At 60.6% G+C, this 17811-nt stretch carries 10 protein-coding genes and 3 pseudogenes; 8 read left to right on the top strand and 5 right to left on the bottom strand.

From position 1 onward, the window contains the following. Window positions 1–4 precede the first annotated feature (4 nt). Window positions 5–565, bottom strand: a pseudogene (locus ACA067_RS15760) (cbb3-type cytochrome c oxidase subunit I); the annotation flags it as partial. On the opposite strand from ACA067_RS15760, the pseudogene nirA reads away from it, so the two are divergent. Both nirA and ACA067_RS15750 read left to right on the top strand, forming a co-directional pair. Further along, window positions 566–1657, top strand: a pseudogene (gene nirA / locus ACA067_RS15755) (nitrite reductase NirA); the annotation flags it as partial. Then, window positions 1654–2012: pseudogene (locus ACA067_RS15750) on the top strand (DUF934 domain-containing protein). The pseudogenes nirA and ACA067_RS15750, both read left to right, overlap by 4 nt. 136 nt (window positions 2013–2148) lie before the next feature. Here the strand turns inward: ACA067_RS15750 and ACA067_RS15745 are convergent. Beyond that, the gene (locus tag ACA067_RS15745) at window positions 2149–4503 is read right to left on the bottom strand and encodes a tetratricopeptide repeat protein (RefSeq protein WP_497462611.1); all 2355 of its coding nucleotides are present in this window, start codon (window positions 4501–4503) and stop codon (window positions 2149–2151) included. A gap of 212 nt (window positions 4504–4715) precedes the next feature. Between ACA067_RS15745 and ACA067_RS15740 the strand changes: the two genes are divergently transcribed. Then, complete coding sequence (locus ACA067_RS15740) at window positions 4716–5387, top strand: DUF3313 domain-containing protein (RefSeq protein ID WP_497462610.1); 672 nt, start codon at window positions 4716–4718, stop codon at window positions 5385–5387. A 135-nt stretch (window positions 5388–5522) separates the two neighbouring features. Here ACA067_RS15740 and ACA067_RS15735 read toward each other — a convergent pair whose 3' ends face one another. The 3 genes from ACA067_RS15735 to ACA067_RS15725 form a co-directional block, all read right to left on the bottom strand. Next, complete coding sequence (locus tag ACA067_RS15735; protein ID WP_497462897.1) at window positions 5523–5741, bottom strand: hypothetical protein; 219 nt, start codon at window positions 5739–5741, stop codon at window positions 5523–5525. A gap of 10 nt (window positions 5742–5751) precedes the next feature. Then, on the bottom strand, window positions 5752–6543 hold the full coding sequence (locus ACA067_RS15730) for a hypothetical protein (protein WP_497462609.1): 792 nt from the start codon (window positions 6541–6543) through the stop codon (window positions 5752–5754). Window positions 6544–6901: 358 nt separating this feature from the next. Beyond that, window positions 6902–7327 carry a YciI family protein gene (locus tag ACA067_RS15725; protein WP_497462608.1) on the bottom strand — a complete coding sequence of 142 codons (426 nt, stop codon included), beginning with the start codon at window positions 7325–7327 and terminating at the stop codon, window positions 6902–6904. A gap of 403 nt (window positions 7328–7730) precedes the next feature. Between ACA067_RS15725 and tpx the strand changes: the two genes are divergently transcribed. The 5 genes from tpx (at window position 7731) to ACA067_RS15700 (ending at window position 17673) form a co-directional block, all read left to right on the top strand. Then, window positions 7731–8231 (top strand): thiol peroxidase, encoded by a 501-nt coding sequence (gene tpx, locus ACA067_RS15720; RefSeq protein ID WP_497462607.1) that lies wholly within the window; start codon window positions 7731–7733, stop codon window positions 8229–8231. Between the two features lie 442 nt (window positions 8232–8673). Further along, window positions 8674–9990, top strand: coding sequence for an MdtA/MuxA family multidrug efflux RND transporter periplasmic adaptor subunit (locus ACA067_RS15715; protein WP_497462606.1), 1317 nt, complete (start codon window positions 8674–8676; stop codon window positions 9988–9990). Further along, window positions 9987–13091: an MdtB/MuxB family multidrug efflux RND transporter permease subunit gene (locus ACA067_RS15710; protein ID WP_497462605.1), complete on the top strand. Its 3105-nt coding sequence runs from the start codon at window positions 9987–9989 to the stop codon at window positions 13089–13091. The genes ACA067_RS15715 and ACA067_RS15710 overlap by 4 nt, the downstream gene beginning before the upstream one ends. Next, window positions 13088–16195 carry an efflux RND transporter permease subunit gene (locus ACA067_RS15705; RefSeq protein WP_497462604.1) on the top strand — a complete coding sequence of 1036 codons (3108 nt, stop codon included), beginning with the start codon at window positions 13088–13090 and terminating at the stop codon, window positions 16193–16195. Before ACA067_RS15710 ends, ACA067_RS15705 begins: the two co-directional genes overlap by 4 nt. Next, entirely contained in the window at window positions 16192–17673 is a 1482-nt protein-coding gene (locus ACA067_RS15700; RefSeq protein WP_497462603.1) for an efflux transporter outer membrane subunit, read from the top strand. The genes ACA067_RS15705 and ACA067_RS15700 overlap by 4 nt, the downstream gene beginning before the upstream one ends. The last annotated feature ends 138 nt before the right edge of the window (window positions 17674–17811 follow it).

Raw genomic sequence — 17811 nt, 5'->3', positions numbered from 1 at the left:
CAGAGAAACCCACCGCGTTGTGGCCGTACCACCACTGCACCATGGCGTCGGTGGCCCCGGAATACACCGGGTAAGACTTGAACCAATCCGCCGGAATCGCCAGGTGATTGACCACGTGCAGCATCGCAATTACCACGATGAATGCACCAAAAAACCAGTTGCCGACGTAGATGTGGCTGGTTTTGCGCTGTACCACGGTGGTGAAGAACACGATGGCGTAAGCCACCCAGACCACCGTCATCCACACCGCGCCGGAGAATTCGATCTCGGCGTATTCCTTGGTCGTGGTGTAGCCCAGCGGCAGGGTGACCAGCATCACCACGATCACCGATTGCCAGCCCCAGAAGGTGAAGGCGGCAAGTTTGTCCGAATACAGTCGTACCTGGCAGGTGCGTTGCACGGCGTAGTAACTCGCGGCGAATTGCGCGCTACCGGCAAAGCCGAAAATCACCAGACTGGTGTGCAGCGGGCGCAAGCGGCCGAAGGTGGTCCATGGCAGGTCGAGGTTCATCTCGGGCCACACCAGTTGCGAGGCGATCCACACCCCCATCGCCATCCCCACGACGGTCAAATGCTGCTGCGGGTGATCGTCGGCGGCGGGTTGGGGCGTACGCCGATCCTCGGTTTGCAGATTCGCGAAGGCTTGCCGTGGCAGCACTTGCTGTCGTATGTCGAAGCGGTGCTGCGGGTCTATAACCGCCACGGCCGGCGCGACAACAAGTACAAGGCGCGGATCAAGAATCTGGTCAAGGCCCTGGGCATCGAAGCCTTTGCCAGGGAAGTGGAGGAGGAGTGGCAGTACCTCAGGGACGGCCCGGCGCAATTGACCGACGTTGAATACGAGCGTGTAGCCAGCGCCTTCGTGGCCCCGGATTACCGCTCGCTGTCCGACACCAACCTGGAATTCGGCACGCGCCTGGCCGAGAACCCGGTGTTTGCCCGTTGGGTAGCGCGCAATGTCCAGCCGCACAAGGTGCCGGGCTACGCCAGCGTGGTGCTATCGACCAAACCGGGCAGCGCTTCACCGCCGGGTGATGTCACCGGCGAACAGATGGACGCGGTGGCGGCGTGGTCCGAGCAGTTCGGTTTTGGCGAAATCCGCATTGCCCATGAGCAGAACATCGTCTTGCCTGATGTGCCGAAAACCGAGTTGTTCGCCCTCTGGCGCCGGGCCTGCGAACAGGGCCTTGGCAGCGCCAATATCGGTTTGCTGACCGACATCATCGCATGCCCCGGCGGTGATTTCTGCGCACTGGCCAATGCCAAGTCGATCCCCATCGCCCAAGCGATTCAGGGACGTTTCGAAGACCTGGACTATCTGCATGACCTGGGTGACATCAGCCTCAACATCTCCGGCTGCATGAACGCCTGCGGCCACCACCACATCGGCAATATCGGCATTCTCGGGGTCGATAAGAACGGCAGCGAGTGGTACCAGATCACCCTCGGTGGCGCCCAGGGCAAGCACAGCGCGCTGGGCAAAGTCATCGGCCCGTCCTTCAGCTCCGCCGAAGTGCCGGACGTGATCGAGCGGATTGTCGCCACCTTCGTGCGCTACCGCGAGAGTGAAGAGCTGTTTGTCGACACCTTGCAGCGCATCGGCCTGGAGCCGTTCAAGGAAGCGGTTTATCCGAAGCTGCTGGAGATATCGGCATGAACAATCTGCTGCGACTGCAGGAGGGCGTGGCGCGGATTGAGGCTGACGATCCGTGGACGCTGGTGAGGGCGCTCGATGGGGACTTGCCGACGGGCCCGGTGATTCTGCCGTTGGCCCGTTGGTTCGAGGAACCGCAGCAGCATGGCGTGTGGTTGGGCCCGGACGATGAAGTGGAAAGCCTCAAGCCGTGGTTCAACTCCGCGATCAGCTCAGCCATATGCGTCAGTGTGGTTTTGACAGCTTTGCCGTTCGTGAGGACAAGTCCGCCGAGGATGCGCTCAAGGGGTTGGCCGGGATGAGTGTGTTGTATGGCCGTTCGGTGATTGAGCCGCGGCCGTTGTTTCGACGGCGGTAAGCGCATCAAGATCAAAAGATCGCAGCCTGCGTCAGCTCCTACAAGGGTTGCGTACATCCGCGTCATTATGGGTGTACGCGGTCAATGTAGGAGCTGCCGCAGGCTGCGATCTTTTGATTTTCCTTTGTACCGAAAATCACTTCAACGCCGGATCCCCCATGTTCATCTTCTTCCAGCCTTGCAATAACACCTGAGCCTTGGGCTCCTGCCCGTTCTCCAGGTAGTACTGGATCAGCGACAGCCGCGCATTGCGATTCGCCGGCTGCTCTTTCAACAATCTTTCCAGCTCCTGGCAGGCGTCATCGACCTTGCCGCTGTCGTGCAACGCCACCGCGAGGACATAGCCGTATTGGGCGTTCTGTGGCTCCAGTCGAGCGGCTTTACGCAGGGCCGGCATGGCCTGGTCCGTCTGGCCGCCACGAATCAGCGCCAAGCCCCGGGCATGTTGCAGCAGGGCGGCGTCCGGATGCTCTTGCAGGCTCTGTTCCAGCAGCGCCTGGGCTTCCTGATTGCGCCCGCCGGCTTCCAGCCATTGCACCAGGGTCACCAGCGCCGGGTAGAAGTCCGGATCGCGCTTGAGGGCTGTGCGCAGCAGCGCTTCTACTTCGCCGCCGCGACCGCTGGCCTGATAGAGCATGGCCAGGTTGAGGTTGGCTTCGGCGCGTTCGGCCAGGCTTTTTTGCACGTCTTCGTACTCGGCGATGGCCGCATTCCAGTTGGCCTGGGCGCTGCCCAAACCCGTGCGGGCCACGCTGAGCAAATCCCGGGCCGCGACGAGGCGCACAGCCTTCACCGGATCGCTCAGCAAGGGCGCCAACAGGGATGCACGCTCCGCTGGCGGCAGGAACGCGCTGATCGCCCGTACCGCACTTTCCCGCACTTGCGGGGCCGGGTTGCTCAAGTCTCTGGTGGCCAGCTTCAAGGCTTGTTCACTGGGATAAAGCGCCAGTTCAGCCAGCAAGGTCGCCCGCTGAATCGCCAGCAGGTTGCTGCGTTGCAGTTGTCCGTACAAGGCGTCTGCCGCACCGGGCTGACCGTTGCGGATCAGCCACAGGCTTTCGTCGTAACGTGGAGCCTGGGCACTGTTGTCACTGTTCCAGAGTTTGAACTGTTCGGCGACCCTGTCGCCGGCCTTGCCTTGGTGACAGGTCAGGCAAGCGTCGGGGGTGCCAAGCTTTTTCGCCCGCAGGGGATTGGGAATGCTGAAACTGTGGTCATGCCGCCAGTCATTGCCCATGTAGAACTTGCCGGGCATGTGGCAATCCACGCACTGCGAACCTGGTTGACCCAGGGCGTGGCGGGTGTGTTCGATGGAATCGTAGTTCTTCGCTTGCAAACCCTTGCCGTCGACCCCTTCGAATGCGGTCTTGCCGGCGCTGTTGTGGCATTGCAGGCATACGCCGTTGCCCGGTGCCTTGAGTTCGGTGCTATGGGGGTTGTGGCAATTGCTGCAGCGCACGCCCTTGTCGAACATTTTGCTCTGGGCGAAGGAGCCGTGTTCAAACACTTCGTCCTTGATCTTGCCATCCAGGGCATACAATTCGCGGGTCAGCGTGCTCGGCAGGTAATCGTCCATTAAACGCTTGCCGACGGTGAAGCCATCGCCCAAGGGGGCGCGGCGTGCGTGGCAGCGGGCACAGGTTTCGATCTCGACGGTGGCGTCCTTGTCCTTGAGATCGACGGCAAACCCGGCGTGGATCAGGTCGCCTTTTTTAGCGGTCCATTCCAGGTGATCGGAGGCTGGACCGTGACAGGCCTGACAGCCGACACCGAGGCTGTTCCAGTGACTGTCGAAGGTGTTTTTTGCTGCGTTGAAATTGCGCTTGAAACCGGTGGTGTGGCACTCGACACACATGAAATTGGCGTTCTGGCTCGGTTTGCTCCAGTGCAGCGGATTCTTGAAATTAACGCCCTGGCCCGGATACAGGTGAAACCAGCGCTGTTTCTCGGTATCCCAGGCGACGCCGAGGGCTTGCAGACGACCTTCGCCGACCTCGATCAGGTATTGCTGCAACGGCGCGATGCCGAAGGTGTAAGCCACCTTGAAGTCGGCATTCTTGCCATCGATACCGGGGGTATTGACCCAGAATTCGTCGTTGTTACGCGAGAAGCGGGTGGTTTCTTTTTCTGCCTTGAAAGTGACGTTATTGAAGTCACCCAGCAGGGTCCCGGCATTGGCTTGCTGCATCGCCAGTTGATGATGGGAGCCTTGCCAGGCCTTGACCTGTTCACTGTGGCAGCCCTGGCACTGTAGTTCATCGACCATCAGCGCCGGCACCACGGCCACCGGTTGTGGCTTGACCGGCGCTGCGATGGGGGTGCTGGCCGGGGCATAAGTCACGGGGACCGGTTTGCTGCTGAACAAAAACCAGCCGATGCCCGCAACGGCCAATAGCAATACGCCGATGGTGACGGGAAACAGATAACGGGCGATCAGGGTCGGTGTTGAGTCCGGGTTCGGTGCAGGCGCTTTATTTTTATGTTTCGGCATTGCGACGTCCATAGTCCAGGGGCGTTTGCCGTCAGGCTTGCGTTCCAACTGGATGCAGCTTTGCCGGATGGCCGGCGTCTGTCAAATGACGGCTGTGGTTCGATCGCGTTGATAGATGAATATTGTGATTTCCAAAGCAAACAGCGCTGTATTGGCTATACCTGTAACACCCTTGTTCGTCCCGTTGTCGACCTGCTTACAGGAGTTACAGCATGAAGCTTGCGTTAATGATGAGCACTCTGTGCGTTGCCTCGATCGCAATGGTGGGCTGCTCCAGTAAAGTCGTTGAGCCGGACCAGTATTCGGGGTTTCTCAAGGATTACAGTCAGCTCAAGGAAGCCCAGTCACCTTCGGGTGCTACGGTGATGCGCTGGGTCGATCCCAAGCTCGACATTAACCAGTACACCAGCGTTTACATTGAACCGACCCAACTCTATCCCAAGCCCCAACCGACCGCGAAGATCCCTCAGGGCACTCTGAACGGTATCACCAGCTACTACGATCAGGCGCTCAAGCGTGAAGTGAGTAAATCGCTGCCTCTGTCGGCGGGGCCAGGCCCTGGTGTGCTCGTAGTGCGTGCAGCGATCACGGCCGTGAGCAGCAAGACCCAAGGCCTGAAGCCTTATGAAGTGATCCCGATTGCCCTGGTGGCCGCAGCGGTGAGTACGGCCAGCGGCATTCGTGATCAGGAAACCGACCTGGCCACGGAAGCGGTGTTCCTTGACGGCGGCAACAACAAGGTCCTGGCCCAGGTGGTGCGCAAAGGCACCGGCAAACCACTGGAAAACGAGTCTCAGGTGATGAAGGCCGATGATGTGAAAGGCGTGATCGATGGTTGGGCTTCGGATATGCATCAGTCGTATTTGAAGCTCAAGTCCAAATGATTTATTGAGGCTGAGGGCCTCTTCGCGAGCAGGCTAGCTCCCACACTTGATCTGTTTCGGACACACATTGTGTGTACGCCAAAGATCAAATGTGGGAGCGAGCCTGCTCGCGAAAGCGGTCTTGCAGGCGCCACATCACTCCCCGACAAACCACCGAAAATACGGATTCCCCCCATCCCCACGCATCACCTCGCGGATATCCCTGACCCAGGCATTCCGGTCACCGTCACAGACGTGCAGACTCGCCCGATAAAACTCTTTTCCGATCGGCGTATCCAGGTCCCGGGCACCGACGCCACAACTGACGAACATGGTCATCAGGCTGAAGCCCGCTGCGCGAATTGCAACGTTCATATCAAAGTCCTCATTGGCCGAAGGTGACATTGAGCCCGGCGAACAGCGTGAATTGAGGCAGGCCAACGCCTTTGCGCTCCACGGTCCACTGCGGTTCGACGAACACGTTAAGAATATTGCTGGCGGACTTCCACACCTTGCCGGCGCCGAACCCGACAGGGATGAAATGGGTGTCGTGCTTCAGGTCAAACGTCCAGGTAGCGGTGGAACGCAGGTACCAGCCTTTGTCCAGGTTGTGAATGATGAATGGTTGCAGGGTGGCCGATTCAACATGGTCGCGATCGCTGTCGCCGGCAAACGAGCGCTGGTATTGCACCTGCGCACCGAGCAAACCTCGGGGCGATGAATCAATCGCGATGGCGGCGAGGCCAGCTTGCCATTTACCGGTGCCGAGTTCGTCCTGGTCGGCGATGGGTGCGGTAATCTGCGGGCCGATCCCCAGCTGCAGACCATCGGTCTTGAGCAGGAAAATATCGACCAGGTTCAGATCACCTTCACCCGTGCTGTAGCCGCCACTGGGATCGGGGCGTGTGCTGATCGGCGCGCTGGCGCGCAGCAATTGCGGGACCCCAATGAAATCGTTGGGCGCAATCGGCAACGTTCCGCGCACCTGCAGGTCGTTGGTATGGATATTGGAATCGTAGTATTTTGGGGTGTAATAGTCTTGCAGGTTCATACCCTGCGCGAGGTTCAGCGGGTTGTTGCTTTTATTGGCGGTGTCGGCGGTGTCGGCGTGTGCACAAAAGGCTGACGCCAGTGAAGCCGCCAACAACAGCGCGCTCGCTCCTGGATGTTTCGACATGATTCCCCCGATTCCCTGGTGGCTCAGCGGACTACTCGGAACTTGGCGGCCGTTACTGCGTAATCTCTTTCCTGTCAGGCCTGTAGGACATGTCTTTGACGTTAGCAGTTAAACAGGGGTTATCCAGTTGAAGGGGGGTTTTAAACCCTTGGGGCTTGCTCCGTTCGGCTGCGCAGCAGTCGCAAAATCGGCCGGCGCGGTTTTTTCTGATGGTCCGCATCAATAGAAAATGTGGCGACTTCGCCACCCAACGGGGGCAAGCCCCCTCGCCACATTGGTTCAGAGGTGATCAGGTGATCAGGTGAATCGAGAGTACCCGGCATGAGCATCTGCTGAATTTCCGGCATTGCTGCAATACTCAGCTCTTCTTCATCTGCTCACGCAGGCGTTCTTCCTGCTCCCGCAGTTTCGATGTGAATTCGTCCCCGAAATCCTCGGCCTCGTATACCTGGCGAATTTCGATCTCGGCGTCGGTGCCTGGCATCGGGTTGGGGCAGCGCTTGACCCAGTCGATCGCTTCCTGCTTCGATTTCACTTGCCACAACCAATAGCCGGCGATCAGCTCTTTGGTTTCAGTGAACGGGCCGTCGATCACCGTGCGCTGGTCACCCGAAAAACGCACACGGGCGCCTTTGCTGCTGGGCTGCAGGCCGTCGCAATCGATGAGGATGCCGGCCTTGGCCAGTTCCTCGTTGAAATTGCCCATCGCGGTCATCAGTTCTTCGCTGGGCAGGATACCGGCTTCGGAATCCGGACTGGCTTTCACAAAAATCATGAATCGCATGGTCTTGTCTCCGCTGGATTTGAGTGACTCACTGTTAGTCGAATGACCCTGTCCTGAATCGACAACGGTGCGAACTAAAGATCACTGCAAGTTTTCCTGACGCCCCGGGCCCCTGTAGGAGCTGCCGCAGGCTGCGATCTTTTGATCTTGCTTGTCAGCGATCTCGAAAAGATCAAGATCAAAAGATCGCAGCCTGCGGCAGCTCGACAGCTCCTACAGGGTAATGCGTTCACGTGGCAGCACAGGGATTTGCGGTGGGAGCAGCTGAAGCGCGCGTTTTTGTATCCAGTTTTGCAGGGTACTAAATGACAATTTGTATCTGAGCATAGGTCGTCAGACCATTTCGTGGTTAACTTCGGCCTCGTCAAAAATCTCCACATCAACCATCAGAAGGACTCCGTTCATGGCTCAAGTCACTCTTAAAGGCAACCCGGTTCAAGTCAACGGCCAACTGCCACAAGCCGGCTCCAAGGCGCCAGCCTTTTCCCTGGTGGCCGGCAATCTGTCCGACGTGACCCTGGCGAGCTTCGCCGGCAAGCGCAAAGTGCTGAACATCTTCCCGAGCGTCGACACCCCGACCTGCGCGACTTCGGTTCGCAAGTTCAACGCCCAGGCCAGCGAACTGGCCAACACCGTGGTGCTGTGCATCTCGGCTGACCTGCCGTTCGCCCAGGCCCGTTTCTGCGGTGCTGAAGGCCTGGACAACGTGCAGAACCTGTCGACCCTGCGCGGTGCCGAGTTCATCGAGAACTACGGTGTGGCGATTGCCGATGGTCCGCTCAAAGGCCTGACTGCCCGTGCCGTCGTGGTGCTGGACGAAAACGACAACGTCCTGCACAGCGAACTGGTCAAGGAAATCGCTCAGGAACCGAACTACGACGCGGCACTTGCCGTTTTGAAATAAGCAAACGTTTACAATTGTTAACGGCCTAGGGGGCGTTCTCACTGAATTTCCCCGCCGCGTTGTCGCCTTAAAGCGGGCCAGGCAAGGCGCAGGCCGCTGGGAATGGTTGTTCCCTTTCCAAGGCCTGCAACGCAGCCTGGCCCGCTTTAAGGCACAACCCGAAGGGCCGGGCCTGCTGTTGTGCAGGGCTGCGTTGCTCGAAGCTTATTTGGAATGACCAAACCACGCTTCTCGCGCCTTGCCCTGCACAACAGCAGACCCGGCGCGGCGGGGAAATTCAGTGAGAACGCCCCCTCTGTCCAGGCCGTTTTCATTTGTGGTTCAGTGTCTTAGACAAACCTCCTGTTACGTAAGCCGAAGGTAAATTGCCGGTAAAGGCGCTTTGCTAAAAACCCTCCAGTGCTTATCGTTCAGCCTCCCGTAGAAAAAGCCCACGCGCCCAATGGTTGATCATTCAATGCAATCCTCTGCTTCCCGTAGTCCCCGTCGCTGGCTGTTCGGCCTGCTCGTGCTGTTGGTCATCGCCGTCCTGTGCTGGAAATTCTGGCCCGACGGGGCTGCGCCAAAAGAAGGCGCAGGGCAAAAAGCCGTGGCCGGGCACACCGGTCGATCCGGGGGAATGCGACCGGGCTTCGGTGGCGCGGCCGGCCCGGTACCGGTGCGGGTGGCGTCGGCGGTGAAGGGCGACTTCCCGCTGTACTACAAGGCGTTGGGCACCGTGACGGCGCAGAACACCATCAATGTGCGCAGCCGGGTCGGTGGCGAACTGATCAAGATTGCGTTCGAAGAAGGGCAGATGGTCAAGGCCGGCGATCTGCTGGCCGAGATCGACCCGCGTCCCTACCAGAACGCCTTGCTGCAGGCCGAAGGCACCTTGCTGCAGAATCAGGCGCAGTTGAAGAACGCCCAAGTCGATGTCGAACGCTACCGCGGCCTGTACCGCGAGGACAGTATCGCCAAGCAGACACTGGACACCGCCGAAGCGCTGGTGGGTCAGTATCAGGGCACGGTCAAGACCAACCAGGCGGCGGTCAACGACGCCAAGCTCAATCTCGAATTCACCAGGATCCGCGCACCGATCACCGGCCGCGTGGGCCTGCGTCAGCTGGACGTGGGCAATCTCGTCGCCGCCAATGACACCACGGCGCTGGCCATCATCACCCAGACCCAACCGATCAGCGTGGCCTTCACCTTGCCGGAAAACAGCCTCGACGTTGTGCTGGCTCGCTATCGCACCGGCGCCAAACTACCTGCCGAAGCCTGGGACCGTGGCGACACCAAACTGCAAGCCACCGGTGTGTTGCAGAGCCTGGACAACCAGATCGACGTCACCACCGGCACCTTGAAATTCAAGGCCCGCTACGAGAACCGGGATCAGGCGCTATTCCCCAATCAATTCGTCAACGTCCACCTGCTGGCCGACACGCTCAAGGATGTAGTGCTCGTGCCCTCGGCGGCCATTCAGTTCGGCACCAACGGCACCTTCGTTTACGCGATGGACGGCGACAAGAAGGTCACGATCCGTCAGCTGAAAGTCGGCGCCAGTGACGGTGACAACACCGTCATCACCGAGGGCCTGGCCGCCGGTGATCGGGTGGTGCTGGAAGGCACCGACCGCCTGAAGGAAGGCAGCGAAGTGGAAGTGGTCAACGACAGCAAGGATGTACCGACCACCCCCACCGAACATCTGCAAGGCAAGTCGGCCGCCACCGCGCCTGACGCGACCGGCACCGACAAGGCGAAAAAGGGCGGCGCATGAACATCTCGCGGCTGTTCATCCTTCGCCCGGTCGCCACGACCCTGAGCATGCTGGCCATTATTCTGGCCGGTGTGATCGCCTATCGGCTGCTGCCGGTGTCGGCCTTGCCTCAGGTCGATTACCCGACCATCCGGGTCATGACGCTTTACCCCGGCGCCAGCCCGGATGTCATGACCAGCGCCGTGACCGCGCCACTGGAGCGTCAGTTCGGGCAGATGCCCGGCCTGACCCAGATGGCCTCGACCAGTTCCGGCGGCGCATCGGTGCTGACCCTGCGTTTCAGCCTCGACATCAACATGGACGTCGCCGAGCAGCAAGTGCAGGCGGCGATCAACGCCGCGACCAATCTGCTGCCCACGGATCTGCCGGCGCCGCCGGTGTACAACAAGGTCAACCCGGCGGACACCCCGGTGCTGACCCTGGCCATTACCTCCAAGACCATGCTGCTGCCCAAGCTCAATGATCTGGTCGATACCCGCATGGCGCAGAAAATCGCCCAGATCAGCGGCGTCGGCATGGTCAGCATTGCCGGTGGCCAGCGTCAGGCGGTGCGGATCAAGGTCAACCCCGAGGCCCTGGCGGCCAACGGCCTGAACCTGTCCGACGTGCGGACCCTGATCGGCGCCTCCAACGTCAACCAGCCCAAGGGCAACTTCGACGGCCCGACCCGGGTCTCGATGCTCGATGCCAACGACCAGCTGACCTCGCCCAAGGATTACGCCAACCTGATCCTGGCTTACGCCAATGGCGCGCCGTTGCGGCTCAAGGATGTGGCAGAGATCGTCGACGGCGCCGAGAACGAACGCCTGGCGGCGTGGGCCAACGAAAACCAGGCCGTGTTGCTGAACATCCAGCGCCAGCCCGGTGCCAACGTCATCGAAGTGGTCGACCGGATCAAGGCCTTGCTGCCAAGCATTACCGACAACTTGCCGGCCGGTCTCGACGTGGTAGTGCTCACCGACCGCACCCAGACCATCCGCGCCTCCGTCACCGACGTGCAGCACGAATTGCTGATCGCCATCGCCCTGGTGGTGATGGTGACCTTTCTGTTCCTGCGCCGCGCCAGCGCCACGATCATTCCGTCGGTGGCCGTGCCGCTGTCGCTGATCGGTACCTTCGGCGTGATGTACCTCGCCGGTTTCTCGGTCAACAACCTGACCCTGATGGCCCTGACCATTGCCACCGGTTTCGTGGTGGACGATGCGATCGTGATGCTGGAGAACATTTCCCGCTACATCGAGGAGGGCGACAGCCCGCTGAATGCGGCGCTCAAGGGCGCCAAGCAGATCGGTTTCACCCTGGTGTCCCTGACCCTGTCGCTGATCGCGGTGCTCATTCCGCTGTTGTTCATGGCAGACGTGGTGGGGCGCCTGTTCCGCGAATTTGCGATCACCCTGGCCGTGGCCATCCTCATTTCGCTGGTGGTGTCCCTGACCCTGACGCCGATGATGTGCGCGCGGCTGCTCAAGCGTGAACCCAAGGAGGAAGAACAGGGCCGTTTCTACCGGGCCAGTGGCGCGACAATTGATTGGATGATCGCGGCTTACGGGCGCAAGTTAAAGTGGGTTCTCAAGCATCAACCACTGACGTTGCTGGTGGCCATCGGCACCCTGGCGCTGACTGTGTTCCTGTACATGGTGGTGCCCAAGGGTTTCTTCCCGGTGCAGGACACCGGGGTGATCCAGGGTATTTCGGAGGCGCCGCAGTCGATTTCCTTTGCTGCCATGAGCGAGCGGCAACAGGCACTGGCCAAGGTGATTCTCGCCGATCCGGCGGTGGAGAGCCTGTCGTCCTACATCGGTGTCGACGGCGATAACTCGACGCTCAACAGCGGCCGGCTGCTGATCAACCTCAAGTCCCACGGCAACCGTGACCTGAGCGCGACCGAAGTGATTGGCCGTTTGCAACCTGAGCTGGACAAGCTGACCGGCATTCGCCTGTTCATGCAGCCGGTGCAGGATTTGACCATCGAAGACCGGGTCAGCCGCACCCAGTACCAATTCAGCATGTCATCGCCAGACTCGGAGTTGCTCAGCCTGTGGAGTGGCCGCCTGGTGGATGCGTTGTCCCAACGGCCGGAGCTGACCGACGTCGCCAGCGACTTGCAGGACAAAGGCTTGCAGGTCTACCTGGTGATCGATCGTGACGCGGCGTCGCGGGTCGGGGTATCCGTGTCGAACATCACCGACGCACTGTACGACGCCTTTGGCCAGCGGCAGATTTCCACCATTTACACCCAGGCCAGCCAGTACCGCGTGGTCCTGCAATCACAGGCCGGTGAGAAGATCGGCCCGGACGCGCTGAACCAGATTCACGTCAAGACCACCGATGGCGGGCAAGTGCGCCTGTCAAGCCTGGCGCACACCGAAGAGCGTCAGGCGCAACTGGCGATCACCCACATCGGCCAGTTCCCGGCGGTGATGATGTCGTTCAACCTGGCCCCCGGCGTGGCGCTGGGGCATGCGGTGGAGATCATCGAACAGGTGCAGCAGGACATCGGCATGCCGATCGGCGTGCAGACCCAGTTCCAGGGCGCGGCCGAGGCATTCCAGGCCTCGCTGTCGAGCACCTTGCTGCTGATCCTGGCGGCAGTGGTTACCATGTACATCGTGCTCGGCGTGCTGTACGAGAGCTATATCCACCCGATCACCATCCTCTCGACCTTGCCCTCGGCGGCGGTCGGCGCCTTGCTGGCGCTGCTGTTGAGCGGCAACGACCTGGGGATGATCGCAATCATCGGCATCATCCTGCTGATCGGTATCGTGAAAAAGAACGCGATCATGATGATCGACTTCGCCCTCGACGCCGAACGCAATCAGGGCCTGGACCCGGAGACGGCCATCTATCAGGCGGCGCTGTTGCGCTTTCGGCCGATCCTGATGACCACCCTGGCCGCCTTGTTCGGCGCGGTGCCGTTGATGCTGGCCACCGGTTCCGGCGCGGAGTTGCGCCAGCCGTTGGGTCTGGTGATGGTCGGCGGTTTGCTGGTGAGTCAGGTCTTGACGCTATTCACCACCCCGGTGATTTACCTGTATTTCGACCGACTTGGTCGTCGCTGGGGGCGCAAGTCCGAGTCCGTGGAAGTGGTTGAGCAGCCATGAACCTCTCCGGACCTTTCATCAAGCGCCCGGTCGCGACCATGTTGCTGAGCCTGGCGATCATGCTGCTGGGCGGCGTGAGCTTCGGCCTGTTGCCCGTGTCGCCGCTGCCGCAAATGGACTTCCCGGTAATCGTGGTCCAGGCCAGCCTGCCCGGCGCGAGCCCGGAGGTGATGGCCTCGACCGTGGCCACGCCGCTGGAGCGCTCCTTTGGTGCGATTGCGGGTGTGAACACCATGAGCAGCCGTTCCAGCCAGGGCTCGACCCGGGTGATCCTGCAATTTGACCTGGACCGCGATATCAACGGCGCGGCGCGGGAAGTGCAGGCGGCGATCAACGCCTCGCGCAACCTGCTGCCGAGCGGGATGCGCAGCATGCCGACCTATAAGAAGGTCAACCCGTCCCAGGCGCCGATCATGGTGTTGTCGTTGACCTCGGACGTGCTGGAGAAAGGCCAGCTCTACGACTTGGCCTCGACCATCCTGTCCCAGAGCCTGTCCCAGGTACAGGGCGTCGGCGAAGTGCAGATCGGCGGCAGCTCCTTGCCGGCGGTGCGTATCGAACTCGAGCCCCAGGCGCTGAACCAGTACGGCGTGGCCCTGGACGACGTGCGCAACACCATCGCCAATGCCAACGTGCGCCGGCCCAAGGGTTCGGTAGAAGACGGTCAGCGCTTGTGGCAGGTGCAGGCCAACGATCAACTGGAAAAAGCCAAGGATTACGAGTCGCTGATCATCCACTACGCGGATGGCGCTGCCCTGCGCCTGAAGGACGTGGCCAAAGTCAGCGACGGCGTCGAGGACCGCTACAACAGCGGTTTCTTCAACGACGACGCGGCGGTATTGCTGGTGATCAACCGCCAGGCTGGCGCCAACATCATCGAGACGGTCAACGAGATCAAGGCCCAGTTGCCGGCGTTGCAGGCGGTGCTGCCGGCCAGCGTCAAGCTCAACCTGGCAATGGACCGTTCGCCGGTGATCAAGGCGACCCTGCACGAAGCGGAGATGACCCTGCTGATCGCCGTGGCCCTGGTGATCCTGGTGGTGTTCCTGTTTCTGGGTAACTTCCGCGCTTCGTTGATCCCGACCCTGGCCGTACCGGTGTCGCTGGTCGGTACGTTCGCGGTGATGTACCTCTACGGATTCTCCCTGAATAACCTGTCGCTGATGGCGCTGATCCTGGCCACCGGGCTGGTGGTGGACGACGCCATCGTGGTACTGGAGAACATATCCCGGCACATCGACGAAGGTGTGCCGCCGATGAAGGCGGCGTATCTTGGCGCCCAGGAAGTCGGTTTCACCTTGCTGTCGATGAACGTCTCGCTGGTGGCGGTGTTTCTGTCGATCCTGTTCATGGGCGGAATTGTCGAAAGCCTGTTCCGCGAGTTTTCCATCACCCTGGCGGCGTCCATCGTGGTGTCGCTGGTGGTCTCGTTGACGCTGACGCCGATGCTCTGCGCCCGCTGGCTCAAGCCGCACACACCGGGCCAGGAAAACCGTCTGCAGCGCTGGAGCCAGCGGGCCAATGCGTGGATGGTCGGCAAATATGCCACCAGCCTGGACTGGGTGTTGCGTCACCGTCTTCTTACTTTACTCAGTCTATTCGTGACAGTTGGCGTTAACATTGCACTGTATGTCGTTGTTCCAAAAACATTTATGCCTCAGCAAGATACCGGCCAGCTGATCGGTTTCGTGCGCGGTGACGATGGGCTGTCGTTCAGCGTGATGCAGCCGAAAATGGAAATCTTCCGGCGTGCAGTGCTCAAGGATCCAGCGGTGGAAAGCGTCGCCGGCTTCATCGGCGGCACCAACGGCACCAACAACGCCTTCATGCTGGTGCGCCTGAAACCGATCAAGGAACGCAACCTGTCCGCGCAGAAAGTCATTGAACGCCTGCGCAAGGAAATGCCCAAGGTCGCCGGCGCGCAACTGATGCTGATGGCCGACCAGGACCTGCAGTTCGGCGGTGGTCGTGAACAGACCACGTCGCAGTATTCATACATCCTGCAAAGCGGCGATCTGGGCGCGTTGCGCGAGTGGTACCCCAAAGTCGTGGCCGCGCTCAAGGCGTTGCCGGAGCTGACGGCGATTGACGCCCGTGAAGGCCGTGGCGCCCAGCAAGTCACGCTGATTGTCGATCGCGATCAGGCCAAACGCCTGGGCGTCGACATGGACATGGTCACCTCGGTGCTCAACAACGCTTACAGCCAGCGGCAGATTTCGACGATTTACGACAGCCTCAACCAGTATCAGGTCGTGATGGAGGTCAACCCGAAATACGCCCAGGATCCGATCACCCTCAATCAGGTCCAGGTGATCACCGCCGACGGTGCGCGGATTCCGTTGTCGACCATCGCTCATTATGAAAACAGCCTGGAAGACGATCGGGTCAGCCACGAAGGCCAGTTCGCCTCAGAGAGCATTTCCTTCGACATGGCCGAAGGCGTGACGGTGGAGCAGGGCACGGCCGCCATCGAGCGGGCGATTGCCAAGGTCGGCTTGCCCGAAGGCGTGATCGCGAAAATGTCCGGCACCGCCGATGCGTTTGCCGCCACCCAGAAGAGCCAGCCGTGGATGATTCTCGGGGCGCTGGTGGCGGTGTACCTGGTGCTGGGCGTGCTGTATGAAAGCTACATCCATCCGCTGACCATTCTCTCGACCTTGCCGTCGGCCGGGGTGGGCGCACTGCTGTCCATCTACGCGCTGGGCGGTGAGTTCAGCCTGATCTCGTTGCTCGGCCTGTTTTTGCTGATTGGCGTGGTGAAGAAAAACGCCATTCTGATGATCGACCTGGCCTTGCAGCTCGAACGGCATCAGGGCCTGGAACCGCTGGAATCGATCCGCAGTGCCTGCCTGCAACGGTTGCGGCCGATTCTGATGACCACGCTGGCCGCCATCCTCGGCGCGTTGCCGTTGCTGCTGAGCCGCGCCGAAGGGGCGGAAATGCGTCAGCCGCTGGGCCTGACCATCATCGGCGGATTGATCTTCAGCCAGGTGCTGACCCTCTATACCACCCCGGTGGTTTACCTCTATCTCGACAAACTGCGCCATCGCTTCAATCACTGGCGTGGTGTGCGTACCGATGCTGCTCTGGAAACTCCGCTATGACTGACCGTTCGCTGTTCAACCTGGCTGCACCCGTGGTCACGGCCCGAGGTTCGCGTTTACTCAGCCTGTCGCTGTGCGTGGCGCTGCTCAGTGCCTGCACCATCGGCCCGGATTACCAGCGCCCGTCAGCCGCTGCGCCGGTGCAGTACAAGGAAGCGGCTGGTTGGCGCCAGGCCAATCCGAGCGATTCCCTGGCCCGCGGCGCCTGGTGGGAGCTGTATGGCGATCGGCAGCTCAATGGCTTGATCGAGCAACTCAACAGCGCCAACCAGACAGTCGCGCAGTCCGAGGCCCAATACCGTCAGGCTCAGGCCCTGGTACGCAGTGCCCGTGGGGCGTTTTTCCCCACCGTGGACCTGACTGTCGGGAAGAACCGCTCCAGCCAGGGCACCGGTAGCAGCAGCTCGAGCCTGACCAGTTCTTCCAGCGGCATTCGCGACACCTATACCGCCCAGGCCGGGGTCAGTTGGGAAGCCGATGTCTGGGGCAAACTGCGCCGGGGCCTTGAAGCCGACACGGCCAATGCGGAGGCGAGTTTTGCCGATCTGGCGGCGATGCGCCTGAGCCAGCAATCGGAACTCGTGCAAAATTACCTTCAATTGCGGGTGATCGATGAGCAGAAACGCCTGCTTGAAGCGACAGTCGAAGCCTATCGACGCTCGCTGACAATGACTCAAAACCAGTATCGCGCCGGGGTGTCCGGCAAGGACGCGGTGGCTCAGGCCACCACTCAACTCAAAACTACCGAGGCCGAGTTGATCGATCTGATCTGGCAGCGCGCTCAATTCGAGAACGCCATCGCCGTGCTGATCGGCCAGCCGCCGGCCGAGTTCGGTCTGGCCGAAACAAAAAACATCCCGCCATTGCCTCAAATACCCCTGAGCCTGCCGTCGCAATTGCTGGAACGCCGCCCGGACATCGCCGCCGCCGAACGCTCGGTGATGGCCGCCAATGCCAACATCGGCGTGGCCAAGGCTGCCTACTATCCTGACCTGACGCTAAGCCTGAACGGCGGCTATAGCAGCAGCACTTCCAATGACTGGTTCAGCGTGCCCAACCGTTTCTGGTCGGTCGGGCCGCAACTGGCGATGACCTTGTTCGATGGCGGCCAGCGCTCGGCGGAAGTCGACCGCAGTGAAGCCGCCTACGACGAAACCGTGGCCAATTACCGCCAGACCGTGCTCGACGGCTTCCGCGAAGTGGAGAACTACCTGGTACAACTCAAGGTCCTGGAAAACGAAGCGGGCGTACGCCAGGAAGCACTGGACGCGGCGCGTGAATCGCTGCGTCTGATCCAGAATCAGTACAAGGCCGGGGTGATCGCTTATCTAGACGTGGTGGTGGTGCAAGCAACGGCATTAAATAACGAGCGCAACGTGTTGAATTTGTTGCAGAATCGGTTAATTGCCAGCGTTCAGCTGATCGCTGCTCTGGGTGGAGGATGGGATGGCGCGCTGCAAGTGAGCGACAACCCATAGGCGCAATCGCAGGCTGCTTTGATTTTTTTGACGTCCTTCCCGGCAACGCGTCGTCTGTTGGAAGATCAAAAGATCGCAGCCTGCGGCAGCTCCTACAGGAACCGTGTGCAACCTTGTCTTGACTTCAAACAAACGTTT

The organism is Pseudomonas sp. LBUM1674, assembly GCF_059695635.1.
This window is presented reverse-complemented; position numbering and strand designations above follow the sequence as displayed.